Raw genomic sequence first — 20,721 nt, forward strand, 5'->3', positions numbered from 1 at the left:
GAAAACCCGCACTCGCCCCATACCGCCCGCTCCTCACACCGCCGGAACAACCACCACCGGGACACTCCGATGTATCCCGCGCGGAGCGCCCCGCAGGCGCCGTCCATCAGGTGACAACCGCACCCCTGGAAGCGTGGCCCCGGCATGCGAAGCTGCCCGCATGCAGATCCTGCGCTCCGCCACCCTCTTCGCCCTCGCCGCCCTGCTGGAGATCGGCGGCGCGTGGCTGGTCTGGCAGGGCGTGCGCGAGAACAGGGGCTGGCTGTGGGCGGCCGGCGGCGTCCTCGCGCTCGGCGCGTACGGCTTCGTCGCGACGTTCCAGCCCGACGCCCACTTCGGCCGCGTCCTCGCCGCGTACGGCGGGATCTTCGTCGCCGGTTCGATCCTGTGGGGCGTGATCGCGGACGGCTACCGCCCGGACCGCTGGGACATCACGGGCGCACTCATCTGCCTCGCGGGCATGGCGGTGATCATGTACGCCCCTCGAGGGAACTGACCGGCCTCCCGGGCCGGGGACTCAGAACGGCTCGTCGGGCAGCAGCCCCAGCTGCCCCAGGAAGTCCATCTCGTCGAAGTACAGGCGGTAGTCGACGATCCGGCCGTCCTTCACGGTGGCGATGTCCACCCCACGGATCCTGATCTCCTTCTGGGTCGCGGGGAGCGTCTCGCCGTTGGGCAATGGCAGCGGCCCGGTGTTCCGTCCGCTGAAGATCCCTTCGTCGATGGCGGTGTCGCCGACCTCGTAGGAGTGCAGCGACTCGAACCTGGCCTCGGGGACCGCCTCCGTCATCGTCCGCCAGTACTCGACGATGCTGTCGCGCCCGCGCAGCTCGCCCTCGTCGGGCGTGAAGGCGACCGCGTCCTCGGCGTACAGCTCGCTGATGACCTTCAGATCGGCGTGCGTGGTGACCGCGTCCGTAAGCCGGTCCATGACCTCACGTGCCTCTCCCATGACCCACCTCCAGAGGAACAGGAGGACCACCCGTCCCCATTCTCCCACCGCGGGGCCCACCTATCCTGGCCGGAGGCCTTCGCACAGAAGTCGGCCCGTCCACCACGCCCGAGGAGCTCCCATGGCCACCGCCGCCCCGTCCGCAGCCTCCCGCATCGCCGTCGTCACCGGTGCGAGCAGCGGAATCGGCGCCGCCACGGCCCGGCAGCTCGCCGCCGCGGGCTACCGCGTCGTTCTCACCGCCCGCCGCAAGGACCGCATCGAGGCGCTGGCGGAGGAGATCACCAAGGCAGGCCACCAGGCGACGGCGTACGCCCTCGACGTCACCGACCGCGCGGCGGTCGACGAGTTCGCCACGGCCTTCAAGACGATAGGCGTGCTGGTCAACAACGCGGGCGGCGCGCTCGGCGCCGACCCGGTCGCGACCGGCGACCCGGCCGACTGGCGCCAGATGTACGAGACGAACGTCATCGGCACGCTCAACCTCACCCAGGCCCTGCTGCCCAAGCTGGTCGCGAGCGGCGACGGCACGGTCGTGGTCGTCTCCTCCACCGCGGGCCACGGCACCTACGAGGGCGGCGGGGGCTACGTCGCCGCCAAGCACGGCGCGCACGTCCTCGCCGAGACGCTGCGCCTGGAGATCGTCGGCCAGCCGGTCCGCGTCATCGAGATCGCCCCCGGCATGGTCAAGACGGACGAGTTCGCCCTGACCCGCTTCGGCGGCGACGAGGACAAGGCGGCCAAGGTCTACGAGGGCGTCGCCGAACCCCTCACCGCCGACGACGTCGCCGACACCATCACCTGGGCGGTCACCCGCCCCGGCCACGTCAACGTCGACCTCCTGGTCCTCCGCCCCCGCGCCCAGGCCTCCAACACGAAGGTCCACCGGGACCTGTGATGCCGGACGCCGAACACGATCAGGAACAGGATCGGGATCGGGAACAGCGGCACCTCGCCCAGGAGACGAAGAACGAACGCCGGATGTGGTGGTGGCTCGCCTACTTCCTCTTCGGCATCCACATCGTGGCGTTCGTCATGATCTACGCGGTGATGCACGCTCCGAAGTGAAGGGGCAGCCGCTCACCAAGAGCGGCTCAGCCCTTCACGCACACCACCTGCTTCAGCTTCGCCACGACCTCCACCAGGTCCCGCTGCTGGTCGATGACCTGCTCGATCGGCTTGTAGGCGCCCGGGATCTCGTCCACGACGCCGGAGTCCTTACGGCACTCCACGCCCCGCGTCTGCTCCTCCAGGTCCTTCGTCGAGAAGCGGCGCTTGGCCGCGTTGCGGCTCATGCGCCGGCCCGCGCCGTGCGAGGCCGAGTTGAAGGACTTGGCGTTGCCGAGGCCCTTCACGATGTACGAACCCGTGCCCATGGAGCCGGGGATGATCCCGTACTCGCCGGAGCCGGCCCGGATCGCACCCTTGCGGGTCACGAGCAGGTCCATCCCGTCGTAGCGCTCCTCGGCCACGTAGTTGTGGTGCGCGCTGATCTCCGGCTCGAAGGCCGGCTTCACCTTCTTGAACTCCTTGCGGATCACGTCCTTCAGGAGCGCCATCATGATCGAGCGGTTGTACTTCGCGTACTCCTGCGCCCAGAACAGATCGTTGCGGTACGCCGCCATCTGCGGGGTGTCCGCGACGAAGACGGCGAGGTCACGGTCGACCAGGCCCTGGTTGTGCGGGAGCTTCTGGGCCACGCCGATGTGGTGCTCGGCCAGTTCCTTGCCGATGTTGCGGGAACCGGAGTGGAGCATGAGCCAGACAGAATCGGTCGTGTCCGTGCAGATCTCGACAAAGTGGTTGCCTCCGCCGAGCGTTCCCATCTGTTTGGTGGCGCGTTCCGCACGAAACTTGACCGCCTCCGCAACCCCGTCGAACCGCCCCCAGAAGTCCTCCCACCCGGCAGTGGCCAACCCATGGAACCGCCCGGGGTCGACGGGATCGTCATGCATCCCCCGCCCCACCGGAATCACCTGCTCGACCCGCGACCGCAGCCGGGACAGGTCACCGGGCAGGTCGTTCGCCGTCAGGGACGTCTTCACCGCCGACATTCCGCAGCCGATGTCGACGCCCACCGCCGCCGGGCACACCGCACCCTGCATGGCGATGACCGAGCCGACCGTCGCACCCTTGCCGTAGTGCACGTCGGGCATGACGGCCAGGCCCTTGATCCAGGGCAGCGTGGCGACGTTCTGGAGCTGCTGGAGTGCGGAGCCCTCGACCGTGGACGGGTCGGTCCACATCCGGATCGGTACTTTCGAACCAGGTATCTCTACATACGACATAGCGCCCTCAATCCCCCGTAAAACGAACAGAAGTCTTCAACAGCAAATACCGGAGCCAAGGTCGACGAAAGGGAATCCGGACCGGCGTCCACGGCAGTGCGTGCGATACACATTGTGTTCATCGGCCGCCCCGCGGCGGCAAGCCAATATCCGCGTCGAGAGGAGCCACCACGTGCAACGGAAGGCGTACGCACCAGGTATCGCAGCGCTCCTCGCGGCCCTGCTGGCCGGCTGCACCGGCGGCTCGGGCGACGGCGGCCCGACGGACGACTCCAACCCGGACGACACGGGCACGGCCTCGGCCGCCGCCGAGCCGGGCCGGTACCGCACCCTGCCCGAGCCCTGCGGCGCCGTCGGCCAGAGCTCCCTTGACGAACTCCTGCCCGGTATCCGGCAGATCACCGACGAGGAACAGCGCGAGAAGGCGTACGAGGGCGAGGCGACGGTCACGTACGACACCGACCGCAAGGTCGGCTGCCAGTGGAAGGTCGATTCGCAGCAGGCCACCGACCATCTGCTCGTCGACTTCGAACGGGTCGTCTCCTACGACAACGCGGTCAGCGACGACAACCAGGCCGAGCAGCTCTTCGCGGAGAAGGAGGCGGCGGCCCACCTGCCCGAGCCGACCGCCACCGAGTCGGCGGCCGTCGGCAGCACCCCGGCCGGCGGTTCCTCCACCGCTCCGAGCGGCTCCCCGTCCCCGTCGGGCTCCTCGTCACCCTCGGCGTCCGCCTCCGCCGCCCCGACCGATCTCCAGCCGCGCGTCCTGGAGGAGGTCGGCGACGAGGCCTTCCTCGACGACGAGCTGAGCAGCTCCGGTTCGACGGCCAAGCAGCGGACGGTGACTGTGGCATTCCGCACGTCCAACGTCATCGTGACCATCGAGTACGCCGAGCAGCCGGCCACCGTCGGCGTCGTCCCGGACAGCAAGGAAATGCAGGACAGGGCCCGGAAACTGGCCTCGCAGCTGGCCGATTCGCTGAGCGACTGAGGCCCCTTCACGCCCCCTTCACGGGCACCCGCAAAGCACCCGGAGGAAGAACACACCGCCGCCTCACCGCGTACCGTGACCACTCGGACCCGTTCCGACCGCAGGAACCACGAGCGTCATGAGTGAAGGAACCATGCAGCTACGAGCACAGCGTGACCAGCGAGATCAGCGAGCGAAGCGACTCAACCGCGTCCTTGTCTGCGCGGCCGCCGTCCCCGTGATGCTGGTCGCCGCCGGCTGCTCCTCGGACTCCGGCTCCGGCGACAGCACGGACAAGGCCGCGAAGGCCGCCGCCTCGGCCTCCACGAGCCCGTCGCCGACCGTGGAGGCGGCGGCGTACGACAAGCTTCCGGAGCCCTGCAAGGCGCTGTCGAAGAAGACGCTGAAGGACCTCGTCCCGGAGGGCAAGTCCGGCAAGGAGGGCAAGTCGGACGACATCTCGACCCGCGGCAACTGCTCCTGGAACAGCCTCGACAACAACGGCGTCAAGGGCTCGCAGTTCCGCTGGCTGAACGTGTCGATGCTGCGCTTCGAGTCGGACGTCTCCCGCGGCCCGGCCGACAAGCTGGCCCAGGAGTACTTCGAGAAGCAGGTCCAGGACGCCCAGGCCGTGGAGGGTGCCAAGAGCGCCAAGTCGGAGCCGGTGCCCGGGACGGGCGACGAGGCGACGGCCGTGCGCTACGAGCTGAAGAAGAAGGAAGGCACCTTCAAGCAGCAGACGGTCGTGGCACGCGTCGAGAACGTCGTCATCACCCTCGACTACAACGGCGCGGGCCTGGCCGGCGACAAGAGCCCGAGCGCCGACGACCTGATGAAGGACGCGAAGAAGGCCGCCAAGGAGGCGGTGGCGGCGGTGTCCGACGCGAACGGCGCGGGCGGCGGCAAGGCGAGCGGCGCCCCGTCGAAGTCGGCGTCCAAGGACGCGTCGGACGAGCCCTCGGACGACGCGTCGAAGTCGCCGTCCAAGAAGCCCGCGTCGAAGAGCTGAACAAGCCCGACGGGAACCGGCCACCCGTCCTCCGCACACATGTGCCACCCTGTTGCGCGCAACAACACGCAAGGGGAGGGGAGTACGGGTGGCCGCGCCACTTCAGCTGACTCGGATGCACCGCGTTCTCATCGGTGTGGTCGTGGCCGGCGCCGTGATCATCGCCGGCATCGGCTTCGCCGGTTCGTACGCGGCCGTCCGCGAGTTGGCCCTCAAGAAGGGCTTCGGGAACTTCTCCTACGTCTTCCCGATCGGCATCGACGCGGGCATCTGCGTCCTGCTGGCCCTGGACCTGCTCCTCACCTGGATCAGGATCCCCTTCCCGCTCCTCCGCCAGACGGCCTGGCTCCTGACAGCGGCGACGATCGCCTTCAACGGCGCTGCCGCCTGGCCGGATCCGCTCGGTGTCGGCATGCACGCGGTGATCCCGATCCTGTTCGTGGTCGCGGTCGAGGCGGCCCGCCACGCGATCGGCCGGATCGCCGACATCACAGCCGACAAGCACATGGAGGGCGTCCGCCTCACCCGCTGGCTGCTCTCCCCCGTCCCGACGTTCCTCCTCTGGCGCCGCATGAAGCTCTGGGAGCTCCGCTCCTACGACCAGGTCATCAAGCTGGAGCAGGAACGTCTCGTCTACCAGGCCCGGCTGCGTTCCCGCTTCGGACGGGCGTGGCGCAGGAAGGCCCCGGTGGAGTCCCTGATGCCGCTACGGCTGGCCAGGTACGGAGTGCCGTTGGCGGAGACGGCCCCGGCGGGACTGGCAGCGGCGGGCATCGAACCGGCCCTGATCCCTCCGCCGCCGCAGCAGGCCCTGGACGCGGGCGCGGCAGCCGACCCGGCTGCGGGCAGTCGTGCCGTCGGGGCGGGCCCTGTTCCGCAGAGAGCGGCGCCTCCCGGCGAGCAGCGCCCCGAACTCGACGGCAGCCCTCACGCGGAGGCTCCCGACTACGAGCCCGAGCCGGACCAGAGCCCCTGGTTCAACACCCAGCGCGCGGTCGAGTACCAGGGCGGCTACGACCCGGCCTACGACCCCGAGCAGTACGCCCAGTGGATCGCGGAACAGCAAGAGGCCGAGCAGTACCAGACCCAGTACGAGCAGGAACCCGCCCCGGAGGACACCGGCAGCTTCCCCATCCCGGTGGGCCCCAACCGCACCCGCGAACTCGGCGAGGGCGGCGGCACCCCGCCGGCCTCCGAGCCGGACGAGGAGTCCTACTACCAGGTCTTCAAGCAGTCGATCAACGGCAGCTACCCCACCCCGAACCAGCTCGTCGACAACCTGGAAGCGGAATACGGCATCCGCATCGACACCACGGAAGCCAAGCGCATGGTCGACCGCTTCAGCAGCCGCCACTACAAGGAACTGGAAGAAGAGCACATCGCATGAAGAAGGGGCCCTGCGAACAGGGCCCCTCTTTTCACACCGGCGACTACTCCCCGAGCAGGGCCCGCACCCGCTCCTGCCCCACCGCCAGCAGCAGCGTCGGCAGCCGCGGCCCCGTGTCCCGCCCGACCAGCAGGTGGTACAGCAGGGCGAAGAAGGACCGCTGGGCGGTCTTGATCTCCGGCGGCAGCTCCTTCGGCGTGGCGTCGGCCGAGAACCCGGCCTGCACCTTCGGCACGCCGTAGACGAGGTGCGTCAGCCCGTCCAGCGACCAGTGGTCGGCCAGTCCGTCGAGCAGCAGCCGCAGCGACTCCAGCCCCTGCTCGTCGAGCGACTTCAGCAGCTCGGCGTCGGGCTCGTCGCGCACGATGGTCCGCTGGTCGGCGGGCACGTGCGTGTTGATCCAGGCCTCGGCCTTGTCGTACCGCGGGCGGGCCTCGTCGAGCGAGGTCAGCGGCTGCTCCGGGTCCAGCTCGCTCAGGATCCGCAGCGCCTGGTCCTCGTGTCCGGCGGTGATGTCCGCGACGGACGCCAGCGTCCGGTACGGCAGCGGCCGGGCCGTCCGCGGCAGCTCACCGGCGGCCGTACGCACCGCACGCGAGTGCGCGGCGGCGTCGGCCGGCAGGACGCTGCCGTCGGCGACCTTGGCGTCCAGCCGGTCCCACTCGTCGTACAGCCGCTGGATCTCCTGGTCGAAGGCGACCTTGAAGGACTGGTTCGGCCTGCGCCGGGCGTAGAGCCAGCGCAGCAGCTGCGGTTCCATGATCTTCAGGGCGTCGGCGGGCGTCGGCACGCCGCCCTTCGAGGACGACATCTTCGCCATGCCGGAGATTCCGACGAAGGCGTACATCGGCCCGATCGGCTGCTTCCCACCGAAGATCCCGACGATCTGCCCGCCGACCTGGAAGGACGATCCCGGGGAGGAGTGGTCGACACCGGAGGGCTCGAACACGACCCCTTCGTAGGCCCACCGCATCGGCCAGTCGACCTTCCAGACCAGCTTGCCGCGGTTGAACTCGCTCAGCCGGACCGTCTCGGAGAAGCCGCACGCGGTGCAGGCGTACGTCAGCTCCGTGGATTCGTCCTCGTAGGACGTGACGGTCGTGAGGTCCTTCTCGCAGTTGCCGCAGTACGGCTTGTACGGGAAGTACCCGGCGGCGCCGGAGCTGCCGTCGTCCTCGCCGGCCGCGCCGGAGCCCTCCGCGGCCTCCAGCTCGGCCTCGTCGAGGGGCTTCTGCTGCTGCTTCTTGGCCGGGGCCTTCTTCGTCCGGTACTGGGCGAGGATCGCGTCGATGTCGCCGCGGTGCCTCATGGCGTGCAGGATCTGCTCGCGGTACACGCCGGAGGTGTACTGCGCGGTCTGGCTGATCCCGTCGAACTCCACGCCCAGCTCGGCCAGCGACTCGACCATCGCGGCCTTGAAGTGCTCGGCCCAGTTGGCGTGCGAGGAGCCCTTCGGGGCCGGGACGGACGTCAGCGGCTTGCCGATGTGCTCGGCCCACGTCTCGTCGACGCCCGGGACACCGGCCGGCACCTTGCGGTACCGGTCGTAGTCGTCCCAGGAGATCAGGTGCCGCACCTGGTACCCCCGGCGGCGGATCTCGTCGGCGACGAGATGCGGCGTCATGACCTCGCGCAGGTTCCCGAGGTGGATGGGGCCCGACGGCGACAGCCCGGACGCGACGACGACGGGTTTGCCCGGGGCCCGGCGCTCCGACTCCTCGATGACCTCATCCGCGAAACGGGAGACCCAGTCGGTGGTCTCGGTGCTCTGAGCCACGATCGGCACGTCCTTCTTTCTGCATCGGGCAGCCGGTACGGTCGCACGGCTGACCGCCTCATTGTCCCAGACCTGCGTGCGCCCGGAAAAACGGCTTTACCCACATGGGATACTGGGCGGGTCTATCCATCCCCACGAGGAGAACGGCACCCTTACCTATGGCCTCGGTCACGTCCCTCAGCGACTCCGTCCACCAGCGCCTCGCGGCGGCCCTGTCGGCAGCTCTGCCGCAGGCCGGCTCCGCGGACCCGCTGCTGCGACGAAGCGACCGGGCCGACTTCCAGGCCAACGGGATCCTGGCCCTCGCGAAGAAGGAGAAGGCGAACCCGCGGGAGCTGGCGACGCAGGTCGTCTCCCGGGTCGAGTCGGGTGACGTGATCAAGGACATCGAGGTCTCCGGCCCCGGCTTCCTGAACATCACGATCACGGACCGGGCGATCACGGAGACCCTCGCCGCGCGCTACGCGGACGACACCGGCCGCCTCGGCGTGCCGCACGCCGGGCAGCCGGGCACCACGGTCATCGACTACGCCCAGCCGAACGTGGCGAAGGAGATGCACGTCGGTCACCTGCGCTCCGCGGTGATCGGCGACTCGGTGGCGCAGCTGCTGGAGTTCACCGGCGAGAGCGTCGTCCGGCGTCACCACATCGGCGACTGGGGCACCCAGTTCGGCATGCTCATCCAGTACCTGGAGGAGCACCCGCACGAGCTGGACCACCACGAGGGCGAAGACCTCCAGGCGTCCGGCGAACAGGCGATGTCGAACCTCGACCGCCTCTACAAGGCCGCCCGCAAGCTCTTCGACGCGGACGAGGAGTTCAAGACGCGGGCCCGCCGCCGGGTGGTGGACCTCCAGGCGGGCGACCCGCAGACCCTCGCCATGTGGCAGAAGTTCGTGGACGAGTCGAAGATCTACTTCTTCTCCGTCTTCGAGAAGCTGGACATGGAGATCCGGGACCCGGACATCGTCGGCGAGTCCGGCTACAACGACATGCTCGCGGAGACCTGCCGCCTGCTGGAGGAGTCGGGCGTCGCGGTCCGCTCCGAGGGCGCGCTCTGTGTCTTCTTCGACGACATCAAGGGCCCGGACGGCAACCCGGTCCCGCTGATCGTGCAGAAGTCGGACGGCGGCTACGGCTACGCGGCGACCGACCTCTCGGCGATCCGCGACCGCGTGTTCAACATCAAGGCGAACACGCTGCTGTACGTGGTGGACGCCCGCCAGTCGCTGCACTTCAAGATGGTCTTCGAGACGGCCCGCCGGGCGGGCTGGCTGAACGAGGACGTCAGGGCGGTGCAGCTCGCCTTCGGCACGGTCCTCGGCAAGGACGGCAAGCCGTTCAAGACCCGTGAGGGCGAGACGGTCCGCCTGGTCGACCTGCTGGACGAGGCGATCGACCGTGCCTCGGCGGTGGTCCGGGAGAAGGCGCAGGACCTCTCCGAGGAGGAGATCGCCGAGCGGGGCACCCAGGTCGGCATCGGCGCGGTGAAGTACGCGGACCTGTCGACGTCGGCGAACCGCGACTACAAGTTCGACCTGGACCAGATGGTCTCGCTGAACGGCGACACGTCCGTCTACCTCCAGTACGCCTACGCCCGTATCCAGTCGATCCTGCGCAAGGCCGGCGATTCCCGCCCCGTCGCGCACCCCGAGCTGGACCTGCACGAGGCGGAGCGCGCGCTGGGTCTGCACGCGGACTCGTTCGCGGCGACGGTGGCGGAGGCGGCGACGGAGTACGCCCCGCACAAGATGACGGCGTACCTGTACCAGCTGGCGTCCCTGTACACGACGTTCTACGACAAGTGCCCGGTCCTGAAGGCCGAGTCGCCCGAGCAGATCGAGAACCGCCTGTTCCTCTGCGACGTCACGGCCCGCACGCTCCACCAGGGCATGGCTCTGCTGGGCATCCGGACGCCCGAGCGGCTCTGAGACCGGCCGCCGGAGACAGGCCGAGGGCGGCACTCCCCCGTGGAGTGCCGCCCTCGGGCGTTGTGGCGGGCCGCTGCTCAGCGGCAGTTGACCCACTCGTTGGACTTCTGGGCCCAGACCGTGTCGCCGGTCCCCTTGGCTCCCCTCGCGAGGACCCCGCTGTCGCCGCGGAAGTTCTTCTGCCCGTACCACTTGTAGTCACAGGACCGGCCGTGGTTGTACCAGGACTTGAACCCCTGGAAGACGACGAACCCGGTGAGGTCCGCGTTCCTTCCCTCGACCTTCTGCATGCGGCCGGTGTAGTTCTTGCCGGCCCAGACACAGAACCAGCCCGTCGGGCAGTCCGACGCCGCCTGCGGGGCGGTCTCCGCCGCACCGGCGGTGCCCGTGTTGCCGGCCAGCAGACCACCGGTCAGCGCGATGCCCCCGGCCATGACGGCGAGCTTCCTGGTCATACGCATGCTGTTTCCCCCTTCGTGGGCGGGCCGACCGCACCGGCCGACTCGGCAACGAGACTGCGGCCCGGGGACCCGGAGCCGCCACAGCCGCCTCCGAAGTGACGTACTCGCGGGACGTCCCGCGCGCTGACCTGCGGGGACACCGGCCGCCGGGACGGTGCGGCGGGACGGTCGCGGCAGGCCTGGCCGAATCGGTAGGGGGCGGCGGGGAGAAAGGAACCGAGGTATGGGGCACGGCGTGGATGCTGATGCAGAATGCGGCGGTGACGGGGACCGCTGACCACGGCGCTTCGACGCCCGCGTCCGACCGGCCGCCGGATCAGCGCTGGGCCGTGGTGTTCGCGCCGTCCAGTGCCTCCCGGACGATGTCCGCGTGCCCGGCGTGCTGGGCCGTCTCCCTGATCAGGTGCAGCAGGATCCGGCGCGCCGACCAGTACTCGGGTTCCGGCGGTGACCACGGAGTCGTCGGCAGAAGCACGCTCTGCCCCAGGTCCGGCAGCCCGGCCACGGCCTCGTCGGTCGCCCGGGCAGCCGCCGCGTACCGCTCCAGCAGCCCGGCGAGCGTGTCGCCCTCGGCCATCCGGTACTGCCCCATGTCCAGCATGCCGTCGGGCAGTTCCCCGTCTCCCTTGACCATGATCCGCGTCCATGCCGCCTCGCCCTGGGCGAGGTGCTTCACGATCCCGCCCAGAGTGAGCTCGCTGACGGTCGTACGCTGCGCGGCCTGCGCGTCGGTGAGTCCGCGCACGGTGATCAGCAGCAACTCCCGCTGCTCCGCGAGCGCCTGCGACAGGTCCGTCATCTCCGAGGAAGTGGTCATGGGAGGACAGTAGGGAGCAACTAGGTCAGCCTGTGTCCTCTGAGAGGCTGGTCCCGATTGTCAGTGGTCGCCTCTACAGTCACGACCATGGCGACTCTTCCGAACCCCTTGCCGAAGCTGACGGCAGAACCGAGCGGCAGCGCACTCGGACTCCGGCTCCCCGCCGGGGCACTCGTCGACACCACGGACGAGGGCCCCTGGCGCGAGCCGCTGCTGTGGTGCGCGGACGAGCGGGCCCTGCCGGGTGGCTGGGCGGCGCTGGAGCCGGCCCGTCGTACGGGACTGCTGCCGGTCGTCCTCGAAAGGGGCGACGGCCATGGTGGGCCGGACCGCTGGGAGTTGATTCCCGGCGAGGTGTCGTACCCCGGGGACCACGACGCCGAGGAGGTCCTGGCCGAGTACTGGGAGGAGTACGCCCCGCAGGACGAGGCATGGCCCGGGCCGGCCGACCCTCGCCCGCTCCACCAGGACCCTGACGCCGTCGCCACCGGTGTCGCGGACTCGCTGCTCGACGACGGAGGCCCGCTGAAGGACCCCCGTCTCGCCCTCGTCCCGGCCCGCCGCAGCGCGGACATACCGACGGCGATCGGCTGGACGGGCCCGGCGAACCACGATGGGGACACGGCCCGGCTCAGCGCGGTGCTGCGCTCCTGGGAGGACCGCTTCGGCATACGGGTCGTGGCCCTCGGCTTCGATCACCTGCTGGTGTCGGTCGCCGCCCCGCCCGCCACCATGGCCGACGCGGAGGCCGTCGCCGCCGAGCACTTCGCGTTCTGCCCGGACAACGTCCGGCAGGGCACCGATCCGACGCTGCGGGCCTACGCCGAGCACCAGGTCCTCGACCAGCCGGTCTGGCACTTCTGGTGGGACTGACCCGGCCCGTCAGCCGGTCAGCAGCGTCATCCCCTCCGGCGCGGTGATGCCGAACTCCTCCTCCAGGAGCCGTCGCGCCTCCGCCTCACCGGTCACCTCCCGCTCGGTGACCGTCCCGTCGGCGCGGGTCTCCGTGAGGAGCCGGCCGTCGAGCAGGAGGTGCCGGGCGGCGCTGATGTGCTGGACATAGGCGCGCTGGCTGAACGGCGAGCGCGGGTTGGTCGCGATGTGCCAGTTGATGACGTCGAAGTCGGGCTTCTCGAAGGGCTCCAGGGTGAAGGCGTACTGCCCGGTCCAGTCGTCCTTCTGCGGGTCGTGGGCCTGAAGCAGCCACATCTCCAGCGGACCGTCGTGCGGCACGTGCACCAGGCGGTGCCGCCGCCCGGCCCCGGCGAACTCGACGTCCGCCACCAGCGGCACCGGCTCCAGCAGCGAACCGATCGCCCCGAAGCCGACGTCCGTGAGGTACGGCCGCGGTTCGCCGGGGACCTCGGCCAGCAACGCCATGTGTGTGCGGGGCCGGCTGGCGATGGTGTCGGCGCCGACGACGACCCGCGCGGCCAGCAGGGTCACCCGGAAGCCCAGGGCCTCCAGCGCGCGGGCGAACAGCGTGTTGTGCTCGTAGCAGTAGCCGCCGCGCCGGCTGTGGACCAGCTTGGCCATGAGGTCGGCCGGATCGAGGGAGGGGGCCGTGCGGCGCAGTGCGTCGAGGTTCTCGAACGGGATGGCCCTCATGTGCGCCAGATGCACACCGCGCAGGGTGGCCGGGTCGGCCCGCCGCTCCCCCTCCCATCCGATCCGCCGGAAATACGCGTCGAGTTCGAACTGTGTGGAGTCCAGCATGGCGTCACCGTAACGACACCCGTCCCACCCTGTCCGCAGCCCACAGCCGGAGCCGCCGCTCCGCCGTTGGTCCTAGGCCCCGTTGGTCCTAGGCCCCCGGCGTGCCGGCCCGCAGTCCCTTCCCCAGCCTCCGCAGCCCCTCCTCGATCTCCTCCGGCGTCTGCGTCACGAAGCACAGCCGCAGGGTCGTACGGTCGGGCGTGCCGGCGTGGAAGGGGGCTCCGGGGACGTACGCCACGTCGTGCCGCACCACCTGCGGCAGCAGGGCCGTCGTGTCGTACGGCTCGGGGAGGCGGGCCCAGAGGAACATGCCGCCCTCGGGCCAGGTCCAGACCGACCCCTGGGGCAGCGCGCCGGGCAGTCCCGCGAGCATGGCGTCCCGGCGTTCGCGGTACACGCCGGCGACACGCGTGACGTGGGCGTCCAGGTCGTGGTCGGTGAGGTACCGGGCCGCTGCGAGCTGGTTGACGGTCGGCGTGTGCAGGTCGGCGGCCTGCTTGGCGACGGCACAGGCGCGCCGCAGCTCACCGGGAGCGCGCAGCCAGCCCAGCCGCAGACCGGGCGCCATCACCTTGGAGAAGCTGCCGAGCAGGACCGTACGGTCCTCGGCGCCCGGGTGGGAGGCGATCCACGGCAGGCGTTCGCCCTCGTAGCGGAGCTCCCCGTAGGGGTCGTCCTCGACGATCCAGAGCCCGCGCCGGGCTGCGACGGCGGCCACGGCGGCGCGCCGCTCGGCGGGCAGCGTGCGGCCGGTGGGGTTCTGGAAGGTGGGGACGGTGTAGAGCAGCTTGGGCCGCTCGCGCGCCACGAGCTCCTCCAGCGCCTCGGGATCGACACCGTGCTCGTCGCCGGGCACGGCCACGACCCGCGCTCCGGCGAAGCCGAACGCCTGAAGGGCCGCCAGATAGCAGGGGCTCTCCACGAGGACGGTGTCCCCGGGTTCGAGCAGCGCGGTGGCCAGGAGCGAGAGGGCCTGCTGGGAGCCGGTGGTGACGAGCAGGTCGTCGGGAGCGGTCGGCAGTCCGCGTGCCGTGGTGCGGTCGGCGAGCGCGGCCCGCAGCGTGGGCTCGCCCTCGGTCGTGGAGTACTGCAACGCCCGCGCGGGTTCCTCGGCGAGGACGGCCCGGTACGTGGCCGCGATGCCCTCCGCGTCGAACAGCTCCGGCGCCGGCAGCCCGCCCGCGAAGTTGATCACCTCGGGGCGGGCGGTGACGGCGAGGATGTCCCGCACGGGAGAACCGCCGACCGATCGCGCCCGCGCGGCGAGCGGCGGCACGGGAGAGTGGGCGGGCGCGGGCTCGGTGACGGTCATGACACGGCTCCTTCGACTGCGGCGACGAGTGTGCGACGCAGCCTAGAGAAGTACGTGCCACCTACAAGCACATTTCCGCGATCCGGACGCGGGACGGCAAGGGCAGGCGCCGGAAGACGCCCGATGACGCCGGGAGACCCTGCTCAGCCCTTGGCGGCCATCCCCGCGTACACGTTGATGTCCGCGTCCGTGACGTCGTTGATGTCGCGGTAGCGGACCTTCTCGATCTCGTCGAGATTGGCGAGGTACGACTCCTCCGGCTGCTCGGGGACGGGAGCCGCGTGGTCGGGCCGCCAGCGGTGCGCGGGCACGACCCCCGGGTCGGCGATCTCCAGGGAGTTCTCCGTGAAGAACCGCTCCACCTCCGCCCGGGACCGCAGCACGAAGGTGAACCCCCGCTCGGTGTACGTCCGCTGGACCGCGCGGATGTTCTCGGGGTTGAGGTCCTCGGTGAGGTGACTGAGCACCAGCCGACTTCCGACGGGCAGCGCGTCGAGCAGCTCGCGCACCAGCGGATACGCCTCCTCGTCCGCGACGAAGTGCAGGATGGCGACCAGGCAGAGCGCGACCGGCTGGTCGAAGTCCAGGGTCTTGGCGGCCTGTTCCAGGATGCGGGCCGGATCCCGCAGATCGGCGTCGATGTAGTCCGTACGCCCCTCGGGACCGCTCGTCAGCAGGGCCCGCGCGTGCGCGAGCACGACCGGGTCGTTGTCGACGTACACGACCCGCGAGTCGGGCGCGATGCGCTGCGCGATCTGGTGCACGTTCTCGGCGGTCGGCAGTCCCGTGCCGATGTCGAGGAACTGCCGGATGCCGTCCTGCTCCACCAGCGTGGTCACCGCGCGGCGCAGGAAGTCGCGGTTGTGCCGTACGTCGAGGTACCCGCGCGGGTTGGCGGCGAGCGCGGCGGCGGCCGCGTCCCGGTCGGCCGGGTAGTGGTCCTTGCCGCCGAGGAAGACGTCGTAGACGCGGGCCGGGTGCGCCTTGCTGCTGTCGATCCTCCTCTGCAGCTCGGCGGGATCCTGGCTGAGGGCGTCACCGGTCATGGACGTCTCCCTGAAGAGTAGGTGGTTCAATCAGCAACCACTCCGATGGTCAACAACCTAACGGCTCAGGCGATTTGATGGTGCCCGTGCGAGTGCCACCGAGTCAGTCGGTGGTCCCGGCCGGGACCCACTTGTCGCCGCCCAGCGGGAACTCGTACGCCGGACGCCCGTTGTTGCCGCTCGTCCGGAAGGGCCGGCCCCGGTCGTCCACCCTCAGCGTGCCGCTCCGGTCGCCGCTGGACCAGCTCAGCTCCAGGTACCAGCTGACGTCGTACGCGGAGGCGTCGGCCCGGATGTAGTAGACCTCCGGGTCGGACTCGCTCACCTTGAACGGGAAGTCGTCGTGCCCCGCCTCCGGGACGACGGCGGGACGCGCGGCGTCGAGAGCGACCGTGAAGGAGCGGGTCTGGACGCCGCCGCCGCAGCCGACGCCCGGATAGCCCATGGCGTAGTCGTTCCAGGCAAGCGGCGCACGCTTGCCGGCCATACGGACCGTCAGCCCGTCGACGACCACCGTCTCCTTCCCGGTGCCCTGCACGGTGACCTCCAGATACTGCTGCCCCGACGGCACGGCTCCCATCGCCCCCACCCAGGCGGGCGCGTCCTGCTCCAGCGGCGGCGGCCCCACCCGCCCCGGCGTCCGGTTCACCAGATAGCGCTGGGAACAGGGGTTCTCCCAGGCGTGCGGCTCGGTGCGCACGGTGACGGGGGCGGGGACCGAGGGGGCGGTGGCGTCACGCCCGGGGCGGTCGGCGCCTGTACCGCTACCGCTACCGGTGGCAGAGGCGGATGAGGTGGGCGTCGCGGAGGCGGTGTCCATTCCGGCGCCCTTCTTCCTGCCGCTGCCGCTGCCGGAGGAGGAACTGCCCGAGGGCGACACCGACGCGGCCGGGCCGGCATCCAGCTGCTGCCGACGCCCGTCGGAGACCGCCGCCGAGCCACGACGCCCGTCGTCGTCCACCCCGCCGGAGGGAAGGGCCACGGCGAGCCCGACCCCACCCAGGACGACGGCTGCGACGGCAGCGGCGAGCAGGGCGGGACGTGGACGGCGCGGGCGGCGATCCGCCGGTCCCGCTGAAACAACGCCGCCCGACTCCTCGGGAAGGCCTGCTTCCGAAGGAGCCTCCACCACGGACACCGCCTCGCCGGCCGGAGCGGCGCCGACCCCCTTGCGCCCTCGGCCGGCATCCGCCAGCACCCACCGCCGATGCAGTTCGACAAGCACCTCGGGCGACGCCTTGCACAGCCGGGCGAGCCTCTCCACAGGCGCGTAGTCGGTCGGTACGGCATCCCCGTTGCAGTACCGGTGCAGCGTCGACGTACTCATGTGGAGCCGCTTGGCGAGCACCCCGTAGCTCAGCCCGGACCGCTCCTTCAACTCCCCCAGCAACGCGGCGAAGTCTGCCGCGGCCGTGCCTTCCGACACCGTTCCTCCATCCCCCATGTCCCGTTCCCCCGTTCCAGGGGAGAGTCATTTCCCCTGGTCAAGGCCTGTGCGGGCATTCCAGCGTCCCTGATCGTCCGCCGGCTGTGGCGGCTGGGACGGATCACCGCACAAGCTCTGGTCATCCAAGCACGCCGCTCCCGGCCGACCGGTAGAGCGGCTCGCTCGGGCCTTCTTGCCGACGACCTTTGTCCGAAAGGGAACCCACTCATGCGCAAACACCACGCTCTCCCCGTCGCCCTCCTGGCCGCCCTCGCTCTCACGGCGTGCCAGGACGGCACGGGCACGCAGGACGAGGGCGCAGCCGAGCCGCAGCTGACGGCGACGGCGAACACCGCGCCCACCGACACGGCCCCCGGCAGGGCGAGCGACACGGCCGCCGACACGGCCACGAACACGAACGCCACGCACACGAAGAGCACGAACACGCGGGGCACGAACGCGAAGGGCAGGAAGCCCGGGTCGGCCGCCGCCCCCGCCGCCCGTGTCTCCTGCAACGGCGCCAACACCACCGTCACGGCCAAGCCGGTCCGCCGCCCCATCAACCACATGCTGATCACGGTGAAGAACACCGGCTCGAAGACGTGCGACCTCACCTACTACCCGATGCTGCGCTTCGACGAGATGCAGTGGGCCCCGCAGCCGATCGAGGAGTCCAAGCCGCAGGCCGTGACGACCCTCGCACCCGGCGAGTCCGGATACGCGGGTGTAGCGCTGTCGGCGGCCGACGGCAGCGGCTCCGGCGGCACCACCGGCCGCGAGCTCACGGTCGGCTTCCAGGGCCGCACGCCGCACAGCAGCGGCGGCCCCTCGGCGATCCCGCAGCTGCCCTCCGAGGGCGTGTACTACGACAGCTCGCTGACCGTCACGTACTGGCTGCGGGACATGGAGCAGGCCCTGTCCTACTGATCCTTGAGCCGCTGGGCCACTTCGGTGGCCCAGTAGGTGAGGATGCTCCGGGCGCCCGCCCGCCGGATACCGGTCAGGGCCTCCATGATCGCGCGATCCCTGTCGATCCAGCCCTTCTCGGCGGCGGCCTCGATCATCGAGTACTCACCGGAGATCTGGTAGGCGGCGACGGGCACGTCCACGGCGTCCGCGACCCGGGCGAGGATGTCCAGGTAGGGCCCCGCGGGCTTGACCATGACCATGTCGGCTCCCTCCTCGAGATCGAGGGCGAGTTCCCGCATGGACTCACGCACGTTCGCCGGATCCTGCTGATAGGTCTTCCGGTCCCCCTGCAGGGACGAGCCGACGGCCTCCCGGAACGGCCCGTAGAACGCGGAGGCGTACTTCACGGTGTAGGCGAGGATGGCGACATCCTCCCGCCCGATCTGGTCGAGGGCGTCCCGGACGACGCCGATCTGCCCGTCCATCATCCCGCTGGGGCCGACCACATGAGCGCCGGCATCGGCCTGCACCTGGGCCATCTCGGCGTACCGCTCCAGGGTCGCGTCGTTGTCGACCCGCCCCTGAGCGTCGAGCACCCCGCAGTGCCCGTGATCGGTGGTCTCGTCGAGACACAGATCGGACATGACGAGCAGGTCGTCACCCACCTCGGCTCGCACGTCCCGGATGGCGGCCTGGAGAATCCCGTCCGGGTCGGTCCCCGGCGTCCCGAGGGCGTCCTTCTTCGACTCCTCCGGCACGCCGAACAGCATGATCCCGGAGATCCCCGCCGCGACGGCCTCCGCGGCGGCCTTCTTCAGACTGTCCCGGGTGTGCTGCACGACCCCCGGCATGGCCGCGATCGGCACCGGCTCGCTGACGCCCTCCCGCACGAAGGCCGGAAGAATGAGATCGGCAGGGTGCAACCGGGTCTCGGCGACCATCCGACGCATGACGGGATTGCTCCGCAAGCGCCGCGGCCGCGTACCGGGAAAAGATCCGTACGTCGTCATGCCGTCTACGCTACGCCCGCCCAAAACCGCCCGATGCCGACGCACTGTCGGAACTCAGCTGCGGGCATGCGTGCCTCCCAGTGCCTTAAGGGCCTGGGAGGTACCCCCAGGGCGGCACGGGTGGGCGCAGCGGCACCCCGTCGCGCCGAGCTGCGCACCCGCCCGGCCCCAGCCCCCACGCCGGGCACCAAGCACCCCACAACCCCACGGTGCGCCCGCCACTCACCAGGTCCATCCTGAGAACAACAACAAGGACAAGGACCCCGACGGCCTGCCCCCCGCCGCCGCCGTCCCTCCGTACGCCACCCACGGAGGACGCGATGACCGCCCGCCACGACACGCCCGACCTCTTCGCCCTCTCTGAAATCCACGGCCCGGTCCTGCGCCCCGGCGATCCCGCCTACGCCGACGAGGTCACCGGCTTCAACCTGGCCGCCCTCCACACCCCCGACGTGGTCATCGGAGCAACCGCCCCCGACGACATCGTCACCGCCATGCGCTGGGCGAAGGCCACCCACACACCCGTCGCCGTCCAGGCCACCGGCCACGGGGCCAACTTCCCCATCGAGCAGGGCCTCCTGATCAACACGGCCCGCATGACCGACGTACGGATAGACCCCGCCACCCGCACGGCCACCATCGCCGCGGGCGCGAAGTGGAGCCACGTCATGGCCGCGGGCGCCCCGCACGGCCTCGCCGGCCTCTGCGGCACCTCCACGGACGCGGGCGTCATCGGCTACACCCTCGGCGGCGGACTCCCCGTCCTCGGCCGTGCCTACGGCTACGCCGCCGACCTGGTCCGCTCCTTCCAGGTCGTCACCCCGGACGGCCAACCGCGCGAAACGGACCCCCAGCACGAACCGGAACTGTTCTGGGCCCTGCGCGGCGGCAAGGGCAACGTAGGCGTCGTCACGTCACTCGTCACCGAACTGCTCCCCCTCCCACGCCTCTACGGCGGCGGCATCTACTGCCCGGGCGAGCACACCGAGGCCCTGCTCCAGGCCTGGGCGCACTGGACCCGCACCGTCCCGGACCAGATGTGCAGCGCGTTCACGATCCTCCGTCTGCCGCCCATCCCCCAGATCCCGGAGCCCCTGCGCGGCGGCTTCTGGGCCCGCGTGGCGATCGCCTGGCCCGGCCTCCCGGCCGAGGGCGAGGCCCTGATCGCGCCTCTCCGCGCAGCCGCCCCCGTGGCCGTCGACACGGTCGAAGTGATGGACCACGCGGCCCTGGACCGCATCCACATGGAACCGCAGGACCCGCTCCCCGGAAGGGAGTCCTGCCTGCTCCTGCGCGACCTGACGCCCGACGCCATCGGCACGTTCCTGGACCAGGCCGGCCCCGCGGCCGGCGCAGACCACCCCCTGCTGATGGTCGAGATACGCCACATGGGCGGCGCGCTGTCCCGCCCGTCCCCCGTCGAGGACGCCGTCTGCGCCCGCGACGCCCTGTACTTCATCGACTCGGTCGGCATCATGGCCGCGCCACCCGCCGCCGAGGCCATCGAACAGGCGACGCAGCAGCTCTACACGGCCATGGCCCCTTACGGCACGGGCCGCACCATGGTCAACATCCACGGCACCCCGGGCGACGAACAGGACCGCGCCCGCGCCTGGACCCCGGAGGTCTACGAGCGCCTACGCCACGACAAGGCCACCTACGACCCGTCCAACCTGCTCCGCTACGGCCACGCGGTGACCCCCGCGTAGC

Annotated in this window: 20 protein-coding genes; 10 read left to right on the forward strand and 10 right to left on the reverse strand. The window is 70.6% G+C overall.

The genetic code is table 11. The features are described 5' to 3' along the window. Nucleotides 1-160 precede the first annotated feature (160 nt). Nucleotides 161-496 carry a YnfA family protein gene (locus ACZ6TU_RS04390; RefSeq protein ID WP_467672478.1) on the forward strand — a complete coding sequence of 112 codons (336 nt, stop codon included), beginning with the start codon at nt 161-163 and terminating at the stop codon, nt 494-496. A 21-nt stretch (nt 497-517) separates the two neighbouring features. Here ACZ6TU_RS04390 and ACZ6TU_RS04395 read toward each other — a convergent pair whose 3' ends face one another. Then, nucleotides 518-952 carry an ester cyclase gene (locus ACZ6TU_RS04395; RefSeq protein WP_467672480.1) on the reverse strand — a complete coding sequence of 145 codons (435 nt, stop codon included), beginning with the start codon at nt 950-952 and terminating at the stop codon, nt 518-520. Nucleotides 953-1,073: 121 nt separating this feature from the next. Here ACZ6TU_RS04395 and ACZ6TU_RS04400 point away from each other — a divergent pair, with 121 nt between their 5' ends. Together ACZ6TU_RS04400 and ACZ6TU_RS04405 are read left to right on the forward strand one after the other, a co-directional pair. Continuing rightward, on the forward strand, nt 1,074-1,850 hold the full coding sequence (locus tag ACZ6TU_RS04400; RefSeq protein WP_467672482.1) for an SDR family NAD(P)-dependent oxidoreductase: 777 nt from the start codon (nt 1,074-1,076) through the stop codon (nt 1,848-1,850). Next, nucleotides 1,850-2,020 (forward strand): hypothetical protein, encoded by a 171-nt coding sequence (locus tag ACZ6TU_RS04405; RefSeq protein ID WP_469546496.1) that lies wholly within the window; start codon nt 1,850-1,852, stop codon nt 2,018-2,020. Before ACZ6TU_RS04400 ends, ACZ6TU_RS04405 begins: the two co-directional genes overlap by 1 nt. A gap of 26 nt (nt 2,021-2,046) precedes the next feature. Here ACZ6TU_RS04405 and ACZ6TU_RS04410 read toward each other — a convergent pair whose 3' ends face one another. Further along, nucleotides 2,047-3,240, reverse strand: a complete 1,194-nt coding sequence (locus ACZ6TU_RS04410) for an RtcB family protein (protein WP_469546499.1) — start codon at nt 3,238-3,240, stop codon at nt 2,047-2,049. A gap of 172 nt (nt 3,241-3,412) precedes the next feature. On the opposite strand from ACZ6TU_RS04410, the gene ACZ6TU_RS04415 reads away from it, so the two are divergent. From ACZ6TU_RS04415 to ACZ6TU_RS04425, 3 genes are all read left to right on the forward strand, one after another. After that, nucleotides 3,413-4,231, forward strand: coding sequence for a DUF3558 domain-containing protein (locus tag ACZ6TU_RS04415; RefSeq protein ID WP_469546502.1), 819 nt, complete (start codon nt 3,413-3,415; stop codon nt 4,229-4,231). Between the two features lie 118 nt (nt 4,232-4,349). Then, the gene (locus tag ACZ6TU_RS04420; protein ID WP_469546505.1) at nt 4,350-5,219 is read left to right on the forward strand and encodes a DUF3558 family protein; all 870 of its coding nucleotides are present in this window, start codon (nt 4,350-4,352) and stop codon (nt 5,217-5,219) included. A 115-nt stretch (nt 5,220-5,334) separates the two neighbouring features. Continuing rightward, nucleotides 5,335-6,606, forward strand: coding sequence for a DUF2637 domain-containing protein (locus ACZ6TU_RS04425; RefSeq protein WP_467672492.1), 1,272 nt, complete (start codon nt 5,335-5,337; stop codon nt 6,604-6,606). A gap of 43 nt (nt 6,607-6,649) precedes the next feature. Here ACZ6TU_RS04425 and lysS read toward each other — a convergent pair whose 3' ends face one another. Continuing rightward, nucleotides 6,650-8,392, reverse strand: a complete 1,743-nt coding sequence (gene lysS / locus ACZ6TU_RS04430; protein ID WP_469546508.1) for a lysine--tRNA ligase — start codon at nt 8,390-8,392, stop codon at nt 6,650-6,652. A gap of 149 nt (nt 8,393-8,541) precedes the next feature. Between lysS and argS the strand changes: the two genes are divergently transcribed. Beyond that, nucleotides 8,542-10,314 (forward strand): arginine--tRNA ligase, encoded by a 1,773-nt coding sequence (gene argS, locus ACZ6TU_RS04435; RefSeq protein WP_467672496.1) that lies wholly within the window; start codon nt 8,542-8,544, stop codon nt 10,312-10,314. Nucleotides 10,315-10,391: 77 nt separating this feature from the next. On the opposite strand, the gene ACZ6TU_RS04440 is transcribed toward argS, so the two are convergent. After that, nucleotides 10,392-10,775, reverse strand: a complete 384-nt coding sequence (locus ACZ6TU_RS04440) for a peptidase inhibitor family I36 protein (RefSeq protein ID WP_467672498.1) — start codon at nt 10,773-10,775, stop codon at nt 10,392-10,394. A gap of 316 nt (nt 10,776-11,091) precedes the next feature. Further along, the gene (locus tag ACZ6TU_RS04445) at nt 11,092-11,592 is read right to left on the reverse strand and encodes a DinB family protein (protein ID WP_469546512.1); all 501 of its coding nucleotides are present in this window, start codon (nt 11,590-11,592) and stop codon (nt 11,092-11,094) included. 87 nt (nt 11,593-11,679) lie between these two features. Between ACZ6TU_RS04445 and ACZ6TU_RS04450 the strand changes: the two genes are divergently transcribed. After that, nucleotides 11,680-12,465, forward strand: a complete 786-nt coding sequence (locus ACZ6TU_RS04450) for a DUF4253 domain-containing protein (protein ID WP_467672502.1) — start codon at nt 11,680-11,682, stop codon at nt 12,463-12,465. 9 nt (nt 12,466-12,474) lie between these two features. Here ACZ6TU_RS04450 and ACZ6TU_RS04455 read toward each other — a convergent pair whose 3' ends face one another. The 4 genes from ACZ6TU_RS04455 to ACZ6TU_RS04470 all read right to left on the reverse strand — a co-directional run bounded on the left by ACZ6TU_RS04455 (nt 12,475) and on the right by ACZ6TU_RS04470 (nt 17,092). Next, a complete protein-coding gene (locus ACZ6TU_RS04455; protein WP_469546516.1) occupies nt 12,475-13,308 on the reverse strand; it encodes an arylamine N-acetyltransferase family protein in 834 nt (277 codons plus the stop codon). Between the two features lie 88 nt (nt 13,309-13,396). Next, a complete protein-coding gene (locus ACZ6TU_RS04460) occupies nt 13,397-14,620 on the reverse strand; it encodes an aminotransferase-like domain-containing protein (RefSeq protein WP_469546519.1) in 1,224 nt (407 codons plus the stop codon). Nucleotides 14,621-14,763: 143 nt separating this feature from the next. Further along, nucleotides 14,764-15,666 (reverse strand): SAM-dependent methyltransferase, encoded by a 903-nt coding sequence (locus ACZ6TU_RS04465; protein WP_467672508.1) that lies wholly within the window; start codon nt 15,664-15,666, stop codon nt 14,764-14,766. A 103-nt stretch (nt 15,667-15,769) separates the two neighbouring features. Continuing rightward, complete coding sequence (locus ACZ6TU_RS04470) at nt 15,770-17,092, reverse strand: helix-turn-helix domain-containing protein (protein WP_469546521.1); 1,323 nt, start codon at nt 17,090-17,092, stop codon at nt 15,770-15,772. Nucleotides 17,093-17,320: 228 nt separating this feature from the next. On the opposite strand from ACZ6TU_RS04470, the gene ACZ6TU_RS04475 reads away from it, so the two are divergent. Further along, the gene (locus ACZ6TU_RS04475) at nt 17,321-18,019 is read left to right on the forward strand and encodes a DUF4232 domain-containing protein (RefSeq protein ID WP_467672512.1); all 699 of its coding nucleotides are present in this window, start codon (nt 17,321-17,323) and stop codon (nt 18,017-18,019) included. Here the strand turns inward: ACZ6TU_RS04475 and hemB are convergent. After that, complete coding sequence (gene hemB / locus ACZ6TU_RS04480) at nt 18,013-19,011, reverse strand: porphobilinogen synthase (RefSeq protein ID WP_467672514.1); 999 nt, start codon at nt 19,009-19,011, stop codon at nt 18,013-18,015. The genes ACZ6TU_RS04475 and hemB overlap by 7 nt on opposite strands. A gap of 320 nt (nt 19,012-19,331) precedes the next feature. Here hemB and ACZ6TU_RS04485 point away from each other — a divergent pair, with 320 nt between their 5' ends. Beyond that, a complete protein-coding gene (locus tag ACZ6TU_RS04485; protein ID WP_469546526.1) occupies nt 19,332-20,720 on the forward strand; it encodes an FAD-binding oxidoreductase in 1,389 nt (462 codons plus the stop codon). The last annotated feature ends 1 nt before the right edge of the window (nt 20,721 follow it).

The organism is Streptomyces sp. NPDC052064 (assembly GCF_055585925.1).